14 protein-coding genes are annotated in these 16,637 nt (G+C 72.8%); 7 read left to right on the forward strand and 7 right to left on the reverse strand.

Annotated elements, in window-relative coordinates:
- Positions 1–72 precede the first annotated feature (72 nt).
- Complete coding sequence (locus tag ACFFHU_RS14290) at positions 73–969, forward strand: carbohydrate ABC transporter permease (RefSeq protein WP_377338995.1); 897 nt, start codon at positions 73–75, stop codon at positions 967–969.
- Positions 966–1,871 carry a carbohydrate ABC transporter permease gene (locus ACFFHU_RS14295; protein ID WP_377338997.1) on the forward strand — a complete coding sequence of 302 codons (906 nt, stop codon included), beginning with the start codon at positions 966–968 and terminating at the stop codon, positions 1,869–1,871. The genes ACFFHU_RS14290 and ACFFHU_RS14295 overlap by 4 nt, the downstream gene beginning before the upstream one ends.
- A gap of 17 nt (positions 1,872–1,888) precedes the next feature.
- Here the strand turns inward: ACFFHU_RS14295 and ACFFHU_RS14300 are convergent, their stop codons facing one another.
- Positions 1,889–2,623 (reverse strand): hypothetical protein, encoded by a 735-nt coding sequence (locus ACFFHU_RS14300; RefSeq protein WP_377339000.1) that lies wholly within the window; start codon positions 2,621–2,623, stop codon positions 1,889–1,891.
- Entirely contained in the window at positions 2,620–3,129 is a 510-nt protein-coding gene (locus ACFFHU_RS14305) for a SigE family RNA polymerase sigma factor (RefSeq protein ID WP_377339002.1), read from the reverse strand. Before ACFFHU_RS14305 ends, ACFFHU_RS14300 begins: the two co-directional genes overlap by 4 nt.
- A gap of 180 nt (positions 3,130–3,309) precedes the next feature.
- On the opposite strand from ACFFHU_RS14305, the gene ychF reads away from it, so the two are divergent.
- The gene (gene ychF / locus ACFFHU_RS14310) at positions 3,310–4,395 is read left to right on the forward strand and encodes a redox-regulated ATPase YchF (protein WP_377339004.1); all 1,086 of its coding nucleotides are present in this window, start codon (positions 3,310–3,312) and stop codon (positions 4,393–4,395) included.
- A gap of 432 nt (positions 4,396–4,827) precedes the next feature.
- Here ychF and ACFFHU_RS14315 read toward each other — a convergent pair whose 3' ends face one another.
- From ACFFHU_RS14315 to ACFFHU_RS14325, 3 genes are all read right to left on the reverse strand, one after another.
- The gene (locus ACFFHU_RS14315; protein ID WP_377339007.1) at positions 4,828–5,226 is read right to left on the reverse strand and encodes a GNAT family N-acetyltransferase; all 399 of its coding nucleotides are present in this window, start codon (positions 5,224–5,226) and stop codon (positions 4,828–4,830) included.
- Positions 5,227–5,447: 221 nt separating this feature from the next.
- Positions 5,448–5,930: a GNAT family N-acetyltransferase gene (locus ACFFHU_RS14320; protein WP_377339010.1), complete on the reverse strand. Its 483-nt coding sequence runs from the start codon at positions 5,928–5,930 to the stop codon at positions 5,448–5,450.
- 217 nt (positions 5,931–6,147) lie between these two features.
- On the reverse strand, positions 6,148–8,211 hold the full coding sequence (locus ACFFHU_RS14325) for a glycoside hydrolase family 44 protein (protein ID WP_377339012.1): 2,064 nt from the start codon (positions 8,209–8,211) through the stop codon (positions 6,148–6,150).
- Between the two features lie 99 nt (positions 8,212–8,310).
- Here ACFFHU_RS14325 and ACFFHU_RS14330 point away from each other — a divergent pair, with 99 nt between their 5' ends.
- The gene (locus ACFFHU_RS14330) at positions 8,311–9,087 is read left to right on the forward strand and encodes a phosphotransferase (RefSeq protein ID WP_377339015.1); all 777 of its coding nucleotides are present in this window, start codon (positions 8,311–8,313) and stop codon (positions 9,085–9,087) included.
- Here the strand turns inward: ACFFHU_RS14330 and ACFFHU_RS14335 are convergent.
- Positions 9,074–10,495, reverse strand: coding sequence for an alpha/beta hydrolase family protein (locus ACFFHU_RS14335; protein WP_377339016.1), 1,422 nt, complete (start codon positions 10,493–10,495; stop codon positions 9,074–9,076). The genes ACFFHU_RS14330 and ACFFHU_RS14335 overlap by 14 nt on opposite strands.
- Before the next feature lie 74 nt (positions 10,496–10,569).
- Complete coding sequence (locus ACFFHU_RS14340) at positions 10,570–11,895, reverse strand: MFS transporter (RefSeq protein WP_377339018.1); 1,326 nt, start codon at positions 11,893–11,895, stop codon at positions 10,570–10,572.
- Between the two features lie 110 nt (positions 11,896–12,005).
- On the opposite strand from ACFFHU_RS14340, the gene ACFFHU_RS14345 reads away from it, so the two are divergent.
- Genes ACFFHU_RS14345 through ACFFHU_RS14355 form a run of 3 tightly spaced genes read left to right on the forward strand, consistent with a single transcriptional unit; the run spans position 12,006 to position 16,596 of the window.
- A complete protein-coding gene (locus tag ACFFHU_RS14345; protein ID WP_377339020.1) occupies positions 12,006–15,065 on the forward strand; it encodes an FtsX-like permease family protein in 3,060 nt (1,019 codons plus the stop codon).
- Entirely contained in the window at positions 15,062–15,943 is an 882-nt protein-coding gene (locus tag ACFFHU_RS14350) for an ABC transporter ATP-binding protein (protein ID WP_377339022.1), read from the forward strand. The genes ACFFHU_RS14345 and ACFFHU_RS14350 overlap by 4 nt, the downstream gene beginning before the upstream one ends.
- Positions 15,940–16,596: an ATP-binding cassette domain-containing protein gene (locus ACFFHU_RS14355; protein ID WP_377339024.1), complete on the forward strand. Its 657-nt coding sequence runs from the start codon at positions 15,940–15,942 to the stop codon at positions 16,594–16,596. The genes ACFFHU_RS14350 and ACFFHU_RS14355 overlap by 4 nt, the downstream gene beginning before the upstream one ends.
- Positions 16,597–16,637: the final 41 nt, after the last annotated feature.

Below are 16,637 nucleotides of genomic sequence, written 5' to 3' on the forward strand. Positions count from 1 at the left end.
GTCCCGCCGCGTACCAGGTGGCCGGCCGGGCGATCCGCCCGGCCGGTTCGACCGTTCCGAACCGGGATACGCATGCGCTCACGTGTCAGACGGTGGGGGCCCGGGCTCCTGCTGATCTCCCCCTCGCTGATCCTGCTGGCCGTCTTCGTCTACGGGCTGATCGCCTGGACGATCAAGGTCTCGATGTCGGACCAGCACAACGCCCTGGGGTCGAAGGGTTTCGTCGGCCTCAAGAACTACACCGACCTGTTCACCAACGACATCAACGGCCGGTTCGTCCACTCGCTGAAGAACCTGCTGATCTTCACCGTGGTGTTCATGGTGGGCACCATGCTGCTGGGCCTGCTCTGGGCGTTCCTGCTGGAGCGGGGCGTACGCGCCGAGGGCTTCTTCCGGACCGTCTACCTGTTCCCGATGTCCGTGTCGTTCGTGGCCTCGGGCGTGGTCTGGCGCTGGCTGATGAACTCCGGCCAGGGCGCCGATGCCGGCGGCCTCAACTGGATCTTCGGCAAGCTGCACCTGGGCTTCCTGCAGAACCCGTGGTGGACCGACGCGCACTGGGGGATGGCCGCGATGGCCATGCCGGCGATATGGCAGCTGTCCGGCTATGTCATGGCGCTGTTCCTGGCCGGCTTCCGGGGGATCCCCGGTGAGCTGCGCGAGGCCGCCGTGATGGACGGCGCCACCACCTTCCAGATGTACCGGCACGTCATCTTCCCGCAGCTCACCCCGGTGGCGCTGTCCGCGCTGATCATCGTGGGCCACATGTCCATGAAGATGTTCGATCTGATCATGTCGGTGTCCGGCGCCCAGTGGCTCACCGAGGTGCCCGCCGTGTACGTCTGGCAGACGCTGCTCACCAGCGACTACGCCAAGGCCGCCGCGGTGTCGGTGATCCTGTTGCTGCTGGTGGCCGCGGTCATCGTGCCGTACCTGATCTGGACCTCGAGGGCGGAGCGACGCTCGTGACCACGACCACCACCCCCGCCCCGCCGCCCACGGCCGCCGTGCCGGTCCGGTCGCGCGGCCGCCGCCGCGGCGACCTCACGGCCAGCTCGACCACCGGCCGGATCGTCAAGTACGCCCTGCTGGTGCTGTTCCTGCTGGTCGTGCTGATGCCCGCGTACGTGCTGATCGTGACGAGCTTCAAGTCGGGCTCGGAGATCGGCGTCACCGGTCAGTGGAACCTGCCGAAGGAGTGGACCACCGCGTCCTGGGGCAAGGCGTGGGCCTCGCTGGGCCCGTCCTTCGGGCGGACGTTCGAGCTGGCCATCCCGGTGGCGATCATCTCGTCGATCCTCGGCGCCGCGAACGGCTTCGTGCTGTCCCGCTGGCGCTTCCCCGGCGCCGACGTGGTGTTCACGCTGATCCTGTTCGGCATGTTCATCCCGTACCAGGCGGTGATGATCCCGCTGCGGCAGATCGTCACGAGCATCAACATCCAGCCGGGCATCCCGACGCTGATCCTCGTGCACTGCATCTACGGCATCCCGATCTGCACGCTGATCTTCCGCAACTACTACGCCACCACCGTGCCGGTGGAGCTGATCGAGGCCGCCCGGGTGGACGGCGCCGATCTGCTGCGGACGTTCCGGTCGGTGATCCTGCCGCTGTCGGCGCCGGGCTTCGTGGTGACGATCATCTGGCAGTTCACCTCGGCCTGGAACGACTACCTGTTCGCGATCTTCCTGTCGAACACCCGGAACGGGCCGATCACGATCGCGCTGAACGCGCTGGCCGGCGCCCAGTCGCCGGACTACGCCGCCTCGATGGCGGGCGCGCTCATCACGTCGCTGCCGACGCTGGCCGTGTACGTGCTGCTGGGCCGCTGGTTCATCGGCGGGCTGATGGCCGGCTCCGTCAAGAGCTGACCACCAGCCCGCCGGGATCACCGGCCGCTGGGCAGCGCCGGTCCGGTGGGGATCTCGGACGGTGGCGGCGTGGTCGGGTATTCGGACGGCGGGGGCGTGGTCGGGTATTCGGACGGCGGGGGCGTGGTCGGGTATTCGGACGCCGGCGGCCTGCTGGTGGGGTATTCGGAGGCGGGCGGCGTGCCGGTCGGAATTTCCGACGGCGGGGGCGTGCCGGTCGGGATCTCCGACGGCGGGGGCGTGCCGGTCGGGATCTCCGACGGCGGGGGCGTCCCGGTCGGGATCTCCGACGGGTACGGCGGCGGCGTCGAGCAGGGCGTACCGGTGGGGCTCGGTCCATGACCCGGGTGCGCAGGAACGCTCAGAATCCGGCCCTCCGTGGCCGGCGAGGTGGCGGAGGGGCTGATCCCGGTGGTGGGGCCGAGCGTCGGAGTGCCACCGGGGTAGGGCGACCCGGTGGCGCCGGCGCCGGGGGAAGCGCTGGGCGGAGCCTCGGTGGCGGGCCAGCACGGAGCGGGGGTGGAATGCCGCCCGGCCGGACCGGGGGAAGGCTGCCCGTGGCCGGCGGCGGCGATCGCCAGCGGCGCGGCCGCGAGCGCCGCCGCGGCCACCCCGGCCGCCCCGAGGACGCCGAGGGCGGTCCGCCGGCGAGCGCGCCGGGTCAGGGAGGTGAGGGAGATCGGTGTCACGATTGTTTCCTCCGCGAGGTCGGTGAACGTGCTCCGGATCAGGGCCTCGATGTGATCGGTCACCGCAGCACCTCCAGGTGTTCGGGTGTGGGAATCAACTGCCGCAGTCGGGCGACGGCCCGGTGGGTGCGGCTGCGGACGGTGCCGACGGAGCACCCCAGTTCCTCGGCCACCTGGGTCTCAGTGAGATCCTCGTAGTAGCGGAGCACCAGGACGGTCCGCTGGGCGGGTGGCAGGCGAAGCAGCGCCGCGCGCATCGCCAGGCGCAGATCGGCGTCGGCCGCCGGGTCGGGCGTCGCCGGCTCGGCCCGCTGCGCGGCGCTGATCTCCCGGTACCGGGCGAGTCGGCGCCACCAGCTCACCTGCTCCCGGTACATGACGCGGCGGACGTACCCCTCGGGGTTGTCGTCCCGCAGGAATCGCCACCGGATCAGGGTGCGGGCCAGGGCAACCTGGAGCAGGTCCTCGGCCGCGTGCCGGTCCCCGGTCAACAGCTGGGCCGTACGCATCAGCGCGGGGGTGCGGCTCGCCACGAAGTCCGCAAACCGCTGTCTTGCCTCGTCGTCCATGCCCCGCCCCCGTCCGTCGCCGTCCACCCGTAAAGACGTCCGAGGCGGCGCGGATCTATCCAGCGAGTTACGAACTTGTCGACCGCCATTCCGGTGTCTGTCTCGGCGCGTCGATGCCGATCGTCGCAGTAAAGCCCATGATCAACGGGCGGTCGGGCGGGGCGCGTAGACTGGCCGCCCGTGAGTCTCACCATCGGAATCGTCGGGCTGCCCAACGTCGGGAAGAGCACCCTCTTCAACGCCCTCACCAAGAACGACGTCCTCGCGGCCAACTACCCGTTCGCCACGATCGAGCCGAACGTCGGCGTGGTCGGGCTGCCCGACGAGCGGTTGGCCAAGCTCGCCGAGATCCACCAGTCGCAGAAGATCATCCCGGCGCCGGTCTCGTTCGTCGACATCGCCGGCCTGGTCCGGGGCGCCTCCAAGGGGCAGGGCCGGGGCAACGCCTTTCTGGCCAACATCCGCGACGCCGCGGCGATCTGCCAGGTCGTCCGCGCCTTCTCCGACCCGAACGTGGTGCACGTCGACGGCAAGGTGTCCCCGGCCGACGACATCGAGACGATCAACACCGAGCTGATGCTGGCGGACCTGCAGACCCTGGAAAAGGCGCTGCCCCGGCTGGAGAAGGAGGCCAAGCTCCGCAAGGACCGGGCCGCCGTGGTCGCCGCCGCCAAGGCCGCCATCGAGCTGCTCAACAACGGCACCACCCTGTACGCGGGGGCCAAGGACGCCGGCATCGACGTGGCCGAGCTGCGCGAGCTGCACCTCCTGACCACCAAGCCCTTCCTGTACGTCTTCAACGTCGACGAGGCGGAGCTGGCGAACGCCGAGTTCCTCGACGAGCTGCGGGCGCTGGTGGCGCCGGCCGAGGCGGTCTTCATGGACGCCAAGGTCGAGTCCGAGCTGATCGAGCTGCCCGACGACGAGGCCCGCGAGCTGCTGGAGTCGATCGGCCAGTCCGAACCCGGCCTCGACCAGCTGATCCGGGTCGGCTTCCGCACGCTCGGGCTGCAGACGTACCTCACGGCCGGGCCGAAGGAGACGCGGGCCTGGACCATCCCGACCGGCGCCACCGCGCCGGAGGCCGCGGGGGTCATCCACAGCGACTTCCAGCGCGGTTTCATCAAGGCCGAGATCGTCTCGTACGACGACCTGGTGGCCGCCGGCTCGATGGCGGCCGCCAAGGCCGCCGGCCGGGTACGCATCGAGGGCAAGGACTACGTCATGCAGGACGGCGACGTGGTCGAGTTCCGCTTCAACGTCTGAGTGGAGCCGGAGCCGGGTGTGGCGGAGGCGAGCACAGACCGGCGACGTGGGCGCACGACCCCGACCTAGGGAGAGTCGGTGCTCACTTGTGGCCGTCAGGTGATGTGACTGTGGCTGAGGGAAGCGACCATTCCGTCTCGGCCGCGTGCGGGCCCGAGGCGCCAGCTGGTGAACGACCGACCGCATGCTGGGCAGCAGATCGGCACATCGACGTCGAAGGCGCAGCCCATCATGCGGCCTATGGGAAACGTGGGATGGATTTTCCCGGTTATGCCTGGGCAGTCATCGCTCGGGCCACGGGTATCCATACTCACGAGTCTAGGAGCTTGGGCGCCTTCACATGCCGCCGAGGGCTGGCGGGGTCGGTCTGCCAACCTGGCCCAGCACCTCCGAGCGCGGGCTCGCGGCTCAGTGGGGACAGCAGACCTCGGGTCAGCGCCTTGTCGGGGCGGGGCTGAGCGTGATCCAGTAGCGCCGGGTCGGCCCCAACCCGGCGTCCTCGATCGCTTCGAGTTCACCGCCGGCCCGCTCGATGGTTTTGGCCGAGGCCAGGTTGTCCACCGCGCAGACGACCAGCACCCGGTCCAGGCCGAGCGTCCGCGCCTCGTCGAGCATCCGGCCCAGCGCCCAGCCGGCCAGCCCGCGCCCGCGGGCGGACGGCCGGATGCCGTAGCCGAGGTGGCCGAGTTGCCACGCCACCCCGTTCAGCTTGTGCCGCAACGCCATCCCGCCGAGCACGCGGCCGTCCTCGACGATCCAGCGGTACGTGCAGTGGGCCCGGCCGCCCTCGGTCGGCCTTGCCGGATCCGCCTGCTCGATCAACCGCGCCACGAAGGCCGCAAACCCCCGCCGGCGAGTCCACGTCATCCGACGGTCGCAGGCCGAAGCCGTCCTCGTGGAAGCCGGGCCCCCACTCCCGGTGCGCGTCGAGCCAGGCGTCGTGCAGCCGCAGGGTGGGCGCGATCAGCTCGGGCATCCGACGACGATAGCCCGGGTGTACTGGGGAGGATTGTTGTCGCCCCAGCGGCAACAATCCTCCCCAGTACGGGAGATCAGAGCTCGCGGTAGTACGTCACCAGCGGGAACGGGGTGCAGCCGAGGCTCGCGTAGAGCGCCCGGGCGGGGGCGTGGAAGTCGTCGCCTCCGGTCCCGATCGTGACGACCCGGGCGCCGGCCGCCCGCAGCTGCTCGAAGGCGTGCTCACACAGCGCCCTCCCGAGGCCGAGCCGCCGGTGGTCTCCGGACACCGCGACGTGGGTGATCTCGCCGCGACCGTCGGCCGGAGAGGCCGTCCAGGCCGCGAATCCCGCCAACCCGCCGTCGACCTCGGCCACGACGATCTCCCGGTGGTCGTCGGGGGAGTGGAGCTCCGGAAGCTGCCGGGCGTAGTCGGCACGCCAGTCGGCGTCCTGATGGGCGAAGACGACCTCGCCGACGGCCGGCCGGAACGAGTTCTCGTGGAAGGGCCCGAACACCTCGACGGCCAGGTTGACGACGCGGGGCAGGTCGGACTCGGTGCAGGAACGGATGAACATGCGCTTGCCTCTCGGGGAGTCGATACCAGGAAAAAGCGGGCATCGACCGACCCCGCCACGGCGGCAGTCGGCTCAGCGGGCGGGACCGGTCAGCCGAGACGCGTACGCAGCGCGGGAAAGCACGAGCAGATCATCCGGGCAGCCTAACGAACGCGCCGCCCGAACGCTGGGGCCGGGCCAACGCGACGGTCGGCCCGGCCCCGGTGTGCGGCAACCGTCAGGTTGCCGTGCAGGTCAGCGTCGGCGTGGCGCCGGCGCTGCTGGCCAGGAACCCGAAGGTGGTGTTGCCGCCCTTCGGTATCGAGCCGTTCCAGCTCGCGTTGGTGGCGGACACGTTCGCGCCGGTCTGGGTGACCGTGGCGTTCCAGGAGTTGCTGATCTGCTGACCGCCGGGCCAGGACCAGTTGACCCGCCAGCCCTTGGTGGCCGAGCTGCCCTTGTTCGTCACCGTCACCGTGGCGGTGAACCCGCTGTGCCAGTCGCTGTCCACGTGCAGGGTGGCCGAGCAGCCCCCGGCGGGCGTCGGGGTGGGGGAGGGCGAGGTGGGCGTCGGGCTGGGCGAGGAGGGTGAGGGCGACGGGGAGGAGGGCGACGGTGACGGCGAGGAGGCCGTGGGCGTCGGGCTCGGGCCGCCGGTGCCCTTCGGCAGCACCAGCAGGGTGATGGAGTTGGCCGGGTACGTGGCGTTCACCGCGCCGGCGTTCACCGGCACATCCGCGCCGTGCACGATCGAGGCGAGGTTGGCCGGGCCGTAGCTGTAGCGCTGCGCCGTACCGGTGCTGTCGAAGCCGGCCACCGACAGCGGCGCGGTCAGGTCGCCGCCGGTCTTGTTGAGGACCATGAGGGTCAGCGCGCCGTCGGCGGTGCGCTGCGCGCCGTACACCGCGAGCTGGTCCTGGTCGGTGCTGGCCGCCGACACGCTCACGTCACCGAACCGGCCGCCGGCGCCGTCGTAGTTGCGGTACATCCGGAACGAGTACGCGGCGGGGTCGGTCGGCTTCGGGTCGCCCCAGATGGTGGCGAGGTCGAGGCCCTCCCGGCCGAAGATGCCGAGGACGTCGGCCTCGGCGAGGGCGCCGTTCATGGTGTCCAGCGCGCCCCAGTTGTATTCGGTGATGGAGGTCTTGGTCCCGGGGTAGTACTGGTCGACCCAGGACTTCATCTGGCGGATGAACTGCAGCGGCGGGGCGTTGACGCCGCTCGGACCGATCCACGACTCCTCGACGTACGTGGGGTCCCACAGCGAACGGGTGGACCGCAGCCGAAGCGCGTTCGAGTCGGCGTCGGTGCCGCCGCTGATCTGCGGGTAGTAGTGCTCGTCGAAGTAGTCGAGGTAGCGCTTCCCGCCGTGGGCGTCGCTGTAGTCCTTCATGTTCTTCAGGTACCAGGGGGCGAGCTTGAGCCCGCCGTGCGCGGCCGCGTCGGTGCCGGGGGCGCAGCCGTCCACCCCGGAGGCGACCCACTCGCAGTAGCCCCAGCCGGACGGGCCGAGCACCGCGGCGCTCGGGTCGGCGGCCTTGATGACCGCGGCCGTCTTCGTGCCCTTGCCGCCCATCTCGTCGTACGACACCGGGTCCGGGTGGACGTCGCGGTGGGTGGAGTTCCACAGCACCGGCTCGTTGTCCAGCTCGTAGATCGGCACGCCGCCCTTGGCCGCGGTGCCGAACTGGCTAACCAGGTGCGACACCATCTCGCCGTCGAACGACTCGTCCGCCGGGATCGAGGTGTCCTCGGGCACGCTGCCGGTGAGGTTGGTGTCGTTGAGCTTGCCGTTGCCGCAGTTGGCGTCCCACTGGTCGAACGAGTCCTGTTCGGGGAACCGGGTCTTCGGGAAACCGCAGTTGAAGGGGTGGTCGGAGGGCGAGTCCTTGGAGACCCAGCCGACCATCGGCACGGTGACCACCGGCCTGATGCCACGGTCCAGGTTGGACTTGACCATCGCCTCCACGGTCTTGTCCGCGCCGGCCACGATGTTCTCGAAGTACCAGTCGCTACCGGTGTTGTAGGTATGATTCTTGAAGTTGTAGCGGCTGCTCGAGTTGCCGCCCCAGCGCGCCACCGGCATGCCGATCTCCGCGGCCAGCGTCGGGTCCGCGCCGTTCATCCCGTAGACGTCCGGGCTGATCGCGTGCCGTGCGGCGGACGCGTCCACGGACAGCGTGAGTTGCGTGGCCGCCTGCGCGTTCGTGGCGGCGGCCACGGACAATCCCGCCGCCACGAGGGACACCGCCAGGCCCATGGCCGCGGCCGAATGCGGCTTCCGCCGCCGTTGAGCACCCACTGCACGCTCCCAGAGTCGATCAGTTGATAGAAGTTCATCGAAGAGTAACACCGATGGGAGCGCTCCCGTAGGGACCGATGCCAGGAGAAGGAGGAAGCCGTGAGCGAGGAAGAGCAGCGCCTGCCGGGCGGCAACGTGGGCGGCGCGGTCCGGGTCGGCGACACCGTACGGCGGTCCACCGGGCCGTGGACGCCCGACGTGCACGCGTTGCTGCGGCACCTAGCCGGCCGGCTGCCGGGGGTGCCGCGCGTCCTCGGGTACGACGAGGCCGGCCGGGAGGTGTTGTCGTACCTGCCCGGCCGGGTGCCGGACATCGACACCGAAACCCTCACCCCCGGTCAGCTCACCGCGTTGGTCCGGTGGACCCGCGCCTTCCACACGGCCGTGGCCGGCTTCCCGCTGGCCGGCGCCTGGCGGTACTTCCCGATGCCCGACGCCACCCTGATCGGGCACAACGACATCGCCCCGTACAACGCCTGTTTCGACGGGGACGAACTGGTCGGCGTGTTCGACTGGGATCTCGCCGGGCCGTCCAACCCCCTCATGGAACTCGCCTTCGTGGCGTGGAACGGCGTACCGCTGTGGCGCGACGACGGCCCGGAGACCGCCGCGGCGCGGTTGCGGCTCATCGCCGACGCCTACCGCGGGTACGCGCCGGAGCGGATCCTGCGGGCCGTGCCGGACCGGATCCGGATCATGCTGGACGGCATCCCGGTGGCCGCGGCGGCCGGCGATCGCGGCATGGCCAACCTGCTTGCCCAGGGAGAGCCGGAGCGCAGCCGGCGGAGCCTCGCGGACCTGGAACGACGGCTCCCCGCCATCGAGCGGTCGTTGGCACAGTCGCGCCGGGCCCGCCGACAGCTCAGCGGGAAGTGACGGCGCTCAACCAGTCGCGCAGGTCGTCCCGTACCCCCGGTGCGAACCGGAAGCGGTGAAACCCGTTGCCGGCCTCCTCGGCCGAGATGCCCTGCACGCCCGAGGGCGCGACGTTCAGCAGGTGCTCCGCCTCCGGATACTCCCGAAGCGTCGCGACGGCCGGATCCGGCAGGGCCGCGGCGATCCGCTCCCGGGACAGCCGAGCCGGAACGTTGGTGTCCGCCCCGCCCCACTGATGCAGTGTCGGGCAGCGTACCCGGGCATAGTCCTCGACCGGGTCGTGCCCGAGTTCGGGGTCAGCCTCGCCGACGAGCATGGGCACGAGCTCGTCCACCGGCGCCAGCGGCGGGACGGCCGAGAGCATCGGGTTCGCGCGTGCGTAGTCCGGCACGACGTACCGGTCGAGGTCCGCCGCGGAACGCAGCCGGTCCAGCGCCGCGGCGAGCCGGGTGGTCACCGCCTCCTCGGGGCGCCCGGCGGAGGCGAGGGCGAAGACGCAGCGCCACGCCTCCCCGGCGGCATCGACCGTCTCCGGGCCGACGCCCGAGTCGCGCAGCACCCGGGTGCGGCGGTGTAGCTCTGATTCGGCCATCGAGACCCCGGGGACGCCGATTCCCACCAGGAACGCGAGGTCACGGCGGGCCGCCACCATCGGCGCCGACCAGCCGCCGTTGCTGAACGCGATCAGGCCGAGGCGGTCGGCATCGACATCCGGCTCGGCGGCGATCCGGTCCAACGCGGCCTCGGCCGCGGTCGCCTGGTCGAAGATGGTGAACTCAGGCGTGCCGGTGGAGCGTCCGGTGCCGCGCCGGTCGTACAGCAGGACCGCCACCCCGGCGTCGAGCGCCGGCTGGACCAGCAGGCGGCAGAAGTCGCGTTGCCCGCCGGCGGCGCCGTGCAGGATCACCGCGGCCGGGTGCGGACCGGGACCGGCGGGGGTGACGAGGGTGGCCGCGAGGTCGTCGGGACCGGCCCGGAAGGTGATCGGCCGCTCCCGGTACCGCTCGTCGCGGGCCAGCATCGCCGTGCCGGGACCGCCGCCGATCCGCAACGCCGGACCGCCGGCCTCGTCGCAGACCAGGTCGAGCTCGGCCCCGTCGCCCCGGACGAATCGTCCGGGCGCCACCGGGTACGCACGCAGCACCGCCTCGCCGGCACCGACCAGCACCATCGGCTCGCCGAAGGAGCTGTCCGGCACCTGGGTCAGCAGCACCCAATCGCCCGAATCGCCATACCAGCCGCACCGGTCGTCGAGCTCGCCCGGCTCGGGTTCGTAGAGTGGCCGCAGCGACAGCCTGGCCGCCTCCGCCGGGGTGAGGGGTTGGCGGAAGCGGAGCCGCTGAGGATCGTCCAGCAGCGCCGGAGCACCGGAGCCGTCCGGCCGGACAATGACGATTCGCCCGTCCATCGATCCAAGCCACATGCGTGGTCCCCCCGTCGGATGCGGGGAGCCTAGTCGCACCGAGGCGGGTCGTGGGGACGTCAGACCGAGGCAACCGGGTCCGCCCCGGCGGCCGTGGCGCGCCAGGGCAGCAGCAGAGTGCTGGCCGCGCAAAGCAGACCGGCCACCCCGATCGCCAGCCGAGTGGACGTGGCCGCGGCCAGCAGGCCGCCGGCCGCGATGAACAGCGGCTGAGCCACCTTCGAACCGGTCGACCACGCGGCCAGCACTCGGGCCATGAGCCGATCCTCGGTCGCCGCGAGCCGAAAGGTGGCGAACGACGGGTTGAAGCCGCCGGCCCCGAAGAGCAGGCCCGTCTCGGCGAGCAGGATGACCGGCAGGCCCGCCGGGCCGGCCGGCGTGAAGGCGAGCAGTACGAGCCACGGCGCCCGGAGCGCCCCGAACAGCAGCAGCATCCGGCGCAGCCCGAGCCGGCGGGTGAGCGGCGGGGCGAGCCGGGCCCCGAGCACAGCGCCGAGGCAGGGTACGCCGAGCGCGAGGCCGTACTCCCAGGCTGCCAGGCCCAGCTCCCGCAGCATCAACACGGCGAGCAGCGGCGAGACGAGCATGACCGGGCCGCCGAAGAGCAGCGAGTTCCAGAACAGCATTCGCAGGTCGGCGTGGCCGAGCAGGTAGCGCCAACCCGCGGTCAGCTCGGCGTACCGTCCGGGTACGCCGGCCCTTCCGGGCGCCGGCGTCGCTCCCGCTCGCATCGCGCCGGAGGGCGTGGTTTCCGGCCGGCGGATCCGGCGGATCCACGCGGCTGAGACCAGATAGGACAGCGCGTCCACCAGGAGCGTGACGGTGCCGCCGAACCAGCCCACCAGCACGCCGCCGACGGGCGGCCCGGAGCTCTGGGCCAGCCAGAAGACGGACTCCAGTCGCGCGTTTCCCTCGGCCCGGTCGCCGGGGGGAAGCAGGCCCTTCAGGTGCGCCCCGCTGGCGGCGGTGAACGTGAGCGTCGCGGCCGTCTGCACCACACCCACGATCAACAGCTGGGGGTACGTCAACAGCCCGGCGGCCGCAGCCAGCGGGACGCTGAGCAGGGCCGCACAGCGGACCAGATCGCTGATGACCATGATGGGCCGCTTCCGCCGGGCGTCGATCCGGGGGCCGAGCGGGAACAGGATCACCGCGCTCGCGAGGCCGGACACGGCCGCGAGCAGGGAAACCCGCAGGGCGCTGGCGTGCAGCACCAGGACCGCCACCAGCGGCAGCGCCCCGCTGCCGACGGCGCTGCCCAGCGTGCTCACCGCGTACGCGTGCCACAGCCGGTCGAAGTCCGCGCCCAGCGACCGCCGGCGCCGCCGTGACCTCCCGGAGGCCGCCCTCTCGATCGGGCGCTGGGTCCGCTCGGCCGCTCGCACCCGGGGGACCCTACCGACATGGCCGTGGATAACGGTCCGGACACGGCGACAACCGCCGCCCACCCGATCGACGTTGCCATGTCAGTCGGTGCGAAGGCGGGGGTGGGTTCATGGCGGCCTGGTGGGTGACCGTGCGCGGGATCGCGTACCGGCCGGGCCGCTCGCTCGTGGTGGCGTTGCTGATCGCGGTGACCACGGCCACGGCGGTGGCCATTCCGGCCTACACCCGCGCGGCGCAGCAGTCGGTGCTGACCGACGTGCTCACCGCCCAGCCGCCGGTCCTCGCGGGTCTGCTCACCCGGAGCGGGGACACCGACCAGGACGCCGCGCTGGCCGCCAGCCAGCGGGCGGTGGCCGGGTCGCCCGTGCTGGCCCGCCGGCTCGGATACCCCCAAGCGGCGGTCTACCTGGAGATGGTGGTGCCGGACCGGCGGGAGTCGACCCAGCTGCCACTGGCCTGGCGGGGGGATGCCTGCGCGCACCTGCGGCTGGTCGCCGGCGCCTGTCCCAGTCGGGCCCGGGAGGTGGTGCTGGCCGACCGGTCCGCGAAGTTCCTGGGCGTGTCCGTGGGCCAGCGGGTGCCGCTGCAGGAACGGATCCAGAGCGCCGTGGGGTTTCTCAAGCCGCGCCCGGCGGAGCCGTTCACCGTAACCGGCATCTACGACCCGAACGCCACCACCCGGGACCCGTACTGGGGTCGGGGCTTCTACTTCGGCAAGGGGTACAACGAGAAGACGGACATCTACAGCCTGGACTCGGCGTTCGTCGCGACGACCGCGGGAATGTTCGACCGGACGTGGCGGCCTACGGTGACGGTGGAGTACCCGTTGCGCGCCGGCGACGTCCGGTTGTCCGACATCCCAGCCCTGCGGGCGGGTCTCGGCGAGGTCGACCAACAGGTCCGCCCGAACGGTATGGTGATCGAGTCCGGCCTGCCGCAGTTTTTGGACGAGGCGAAACGCCAGCACCGGGCCATCGCGCGATCCGTGCCGTTGGTGGCCCTGCCGCTCGTCGTGCTCTGCCTGTTCGTGCTGTTCGTGGTGGCCGCTGCGGTCACCGAGGAGCGAAGCCCGGAGATCGCCCTGGCCCGGCTGCGCGGCCTGCGCCCGCTCCAACTCGGTGGCTTCGGCAATGGTGAGCTGCTGCTGCTGGTGCTGCTGGCCACCCCGGTGGGGCTCGGGTTGGGACTGGCCAGCACCGAGCTGGCGGCCCGGGCGTTCCTGGCCCGTTCGGCGGCGGCCGAACCGACCATGGCTGTGCTGCTGGCCGCCGTGGCCGCGCTGCTCGGCGCGGCCGTGGCGATCGTCCTCGCCGGGCGCCGTACGCTCCGGACGGGCGTGCTGGCGCTGCTGCGCCGAGTGCCCTCGCGGTCCCGCCGGCGCGCCGTGGCGATCGAGGCCGCGCTCGGCGCGCTCGCCCTCGCCGCGCTTTACCAGGTGCTCGCCGCCCGGGACCGCAGCTCACCCATCGCGTACGCGGCGCCGGCCCTGGTGGCCCTGGTGGCCGGCCTGCTCGCCGGGCGGCTGCTGGGCTGGTGGGCGCGGGCCCGGAGCCGGCGCGGGGCGGCCCGGGGCCGGTTGGCGACCATGCTGTCCGCCGCCCAGCTCGCCCGCCGGCCGGGCACCGTGCGGGTGGCCGCGCTGCTCACGGTGGCCGTCGCACTGCTCACCTTCGCGGCCACCAGCTGGGACGTCGCGGCCGGCAACCGGGAGACTGCCGCCCGGGCCGAGGTCGGTGCGCCCCGGGTCTACCAGGTGAACGCGACCGACCCGGCCGCCTTGCTGACCGCCGTCCGCGCTGCCGACCCGACCGGGCGGCGAGCGATGGCGGTGGTACGCCGGGTCCAGTTCTACGGCGAGGGCGACACCGTCCTGCTCGGCGTGGATGCCGCCCGGTTGCCGGGCATCGCCCAGTGGCCGGGCGGAAACGCCCGCACGCCCGCCGCGGTGGCCGGGCGGCTGCACACCGACACGGCGCCGACCGTGCGGCTGCACGGGCCCCGGGTGACCCTCGACGCCACCGTCGCCGCCCGGCAGGCGGCCAAGCCGATGTCGCTCGGGCTGGTGCTGGACAGCGGTGCCGGTCCGCGCATGCTGGACCTTGGTGACCTGGTGCCGGGGCGGCACTCGTACGCGGCCGAGCTGACCGGCTGCCCGGCGGGTTGCCGGCTGCTGGCCCTGACCGTGCGGCGCTTCCCGGGCAACACGGCGTCGATCCGGGCGCAGTTGACGGTCGATGCGATCCGCGACGGCCGCGGCCCGGTCGAGGCCCGGCTGGGCGAACAGCCGGCGTGGCGGCCGGCGCCGGCGGCGCAGCAGGGCGAGCAGCTCACCGTGGCGCCCGGCCGCGCCGGCCTGGAGATCTCGGTGACCAGCACGGCGCCCGGCGACCCGGTCATCGAGTACGCCGACACGCCGCCCGAGCTGCCCGTGGTGCTCGCCGGATCGGCGCCGGCCGACGACGGCGGCACCGGGGCGTTCGACTTCGCCGCGCTCGGCACGGCGCCGGACCCCTGGCGGGTGACGGACCGGTTCGCCGCGCTGCCCGGCGGCGGCGACCAGGCCATGCTGTACGACCTGGAGACCGAGCTGCGTCAGGCCGGCCGGACCGGCTACTCGGACAGCCCGGTGGAATACCAGGTGTGGGCGGCCGGACCCGAGGACCCGGCGCTGCCGGCCCGGCTCTCCGCCGGCGGCGTGCAGGTGACGGCGGTGCACACGCTGGCGGCCCGGCGGGTCGAGCTGGGCCGGCTGGCGCCCGCGCTGGCCCTGCGGCTCTATCTGGCGGCCGGCGCCGTGGCCGTGCTGCTGGCCATCGGCACGCTGCTGCTCACCGCCTCCGTCGGGATCCGCGCCCGGATCCGCGAACTGACCGCGCTGCGGACGGTCGGCGTACCCCGGGCGGTGCTGCGCCGGGCGGTGCGGGCCGAGTACGCGAGCCTGTTCGGTGCCGCGGTCCTGATCGGGGTTCCGGCCGGGCTGGCCGGCGCGGCGCTGCTGCTGCCGGCCATCCCGCTGGTCAGCATCGACGCGGACGCGCTGAGACCGGTGTACCGGCTGGCCGGGCTGTGGCTGCCGGGCGCGCTGGCCGTGCTGGCGTGCTGCCTCGCGGCCACCGCGCTGGCGGCGCCACGGGTGGTACGCCGGGCCGAACCGAGGGGGGCACGATGAGCAGCATCCTGCTGGACCGGGCGGAGACCGCGGCGGGCACCGAGCCGCTCGGCGTGACCTGCCGTGGCCTCGTCTACATCTACCGGCTGGAGGGCTACGACGTCGTGGCGCTGTCCGGCGTGGACCTGGACATCACGCCGGGCCAGTCGGTGGCGCTGATCGGCCCGTCCGGCTCCGGCAAGTCGACCCTGCTGTCCCTGCTGGCGGGGCTGCTCCCGCCGGCCGCCGGTCGGCTCCGGGTCGGCGATCACGACCTGGTCAAGGCCGGCCCTGCCGAGCTGCAACGGATGCGCGCCGGTGACGTCGGGGTGGTGCTGCAGGGCAGCGAGCGGAACCTGCTGCCGTACCTGAGCGCCGAGCAGAACGTCCGGTTCGCCCAGCGGGGCGCGCCGGCCGGCCGGTCCGTACCCGTGCCCCGGGAGGTGCTCGGGCTGGTCGGCCTCGCCGATGCGGCCCGGCGCCGGCCGGGCGAGCTCACCCCCGGTGGCCGGCAGCGCCTCGCGCTGGCCGTCGGCCTGGCGAACCGGCCCGGCCTGCTGCTGGCCGACGAGCCGACCAGCCAGCTGGACGCCGGCGCGCGGACCGAGGTGCTCACGGCGCTCGCGGACGCCCACCGAGCGGGTAGCACGGTCGTGCTGGTCACCCACGATCCCGACGTGGCCCGGAGCATGGAGCGGGTCATCACGATCCGGGACGGCCGGGTCGGCGCCGAGGGCCGCCGCGGCGAGGACTACAGCGTGCTCGGCCGGGACGGGTCGCTGCACCTGCCCCCCGAGGTGGCCGAGGCGCTCGGCCCGGGCGCGCTGCTGCGGGTGGAGCCGCAACCGGATGGCACCCTGCTGCTGGTCCCCGTCGACCGGCCCGAGGAGGAGCGTTGAGCAAGGACGTCGTGGTGGACCGGCTCAGCGTCGCGTACGTTCCCGGTCATCCGGTGCTGCGGGATGTCTCGGTGACCGCCTCACCCGGCCGGGTGCTGGCGGTCACCGGCCCCTCGGGCGCCGGTAAGACCACCCTGCTGGCGGCCATGGCCGGCCTGTTGCGGCCGACCGCCGGCAGCGTGACCGTGGGCGGCGAGCCGCTGCGGGACCGGGATCACGCGGTGGCCGCCCGGGTGGTGGTGATCCCGCAGGACAACGGGTTGGCCCCGATCCTGACGGCGGGGGAGAACCTGCAGGTGGCGCTCGTGGCGGCCGGGTTGGCACCGGCCGACGCGTACCGGTGCACCGAGGAGAACCTGGACCGGTTGGGCCTGGCCGGCCAGGCGGACCACCTGGTCGAGGAGCTCTCCGGCGGTCAGCAGCAGCGCACCGCAATCGCCCGCGGGCTGGCCCTGCGCGGCGACGTGCTGCTGGCCGACGAGCCGACCAGCGAACTCGACGCCGCGAACCGGCAGCGGGTGCTGGAACTGCTGCACACCGAGGCCCGGCGAGGCGCCGTGGTCGTGTTCGCCACCCACGACGCCGAGGCGGCGGCCGGCTGCGAGGCCGAGCTGCACCTGAACGACGGCCGGGCGGAGCTGGTCCGCGGGTAGCCGGAGAGGCGGGAGGCGGGAGGCGGAGATCATTTTCGCTG

It is taken from the genome of Plantactinospora siamensis (assembly GCF_042434095.1).
In the GTDB taxonomy this organism is placed as follows: Bacteria; Actinomycetota; Actinomycetes; order Mycobacteriales; family Micromonosporaceae; genus KBS50.

Excerpts from the sequence above, each read along its gene's own strand:
- ACFFHU_RS14335 (WP_377339016.1), bottom strand. The coding sequence starts at position 10,495 with ATGGACGGGCGAATCGTCATTGTCCGGCCGGACGGCTCCGGTGCTCCG.
- ACFFHU_RS14305 (WP_377339002.1), bottom strand. The coding sequence starts at position 3,129 with ATGGACGACGAGGCAAGACAGCGGTTTGCGGACTTCGTGGCGAGCCGC.
- ACFFHU_RS14345 (WP_377339020.1), top strand. The coding sequence starts at position 12,006 with ATGGCGGCCTGGTGGGTGACCGTGCGCGGGATCGCGTACCGGCCGGGC.
- ACFFHU_RS14290 (WP_377338995.1), top strand. The coding sequence starts at position 73 with ATGCGCTCACGTGTCAGACGGTGGGGGCCCGGGCTCCTGCTGATCTCC.
- ACFFHU_RS14320 (WP_377339010.1), bottom strand. The coding sequence starts at position 5,930 with ATGTTCATCCGTTCCTGCACCGAGTCCGACCTGCCCCGCGTCGTCAAC.
- ACFFHU_RS14350 (WP_377339022.1), top strand. The coding sequence starts at position 15,062 with ATGAGCAGCATCCTGCTGGACCGGGCGGAGACCGCGGCGGGCACCGAG.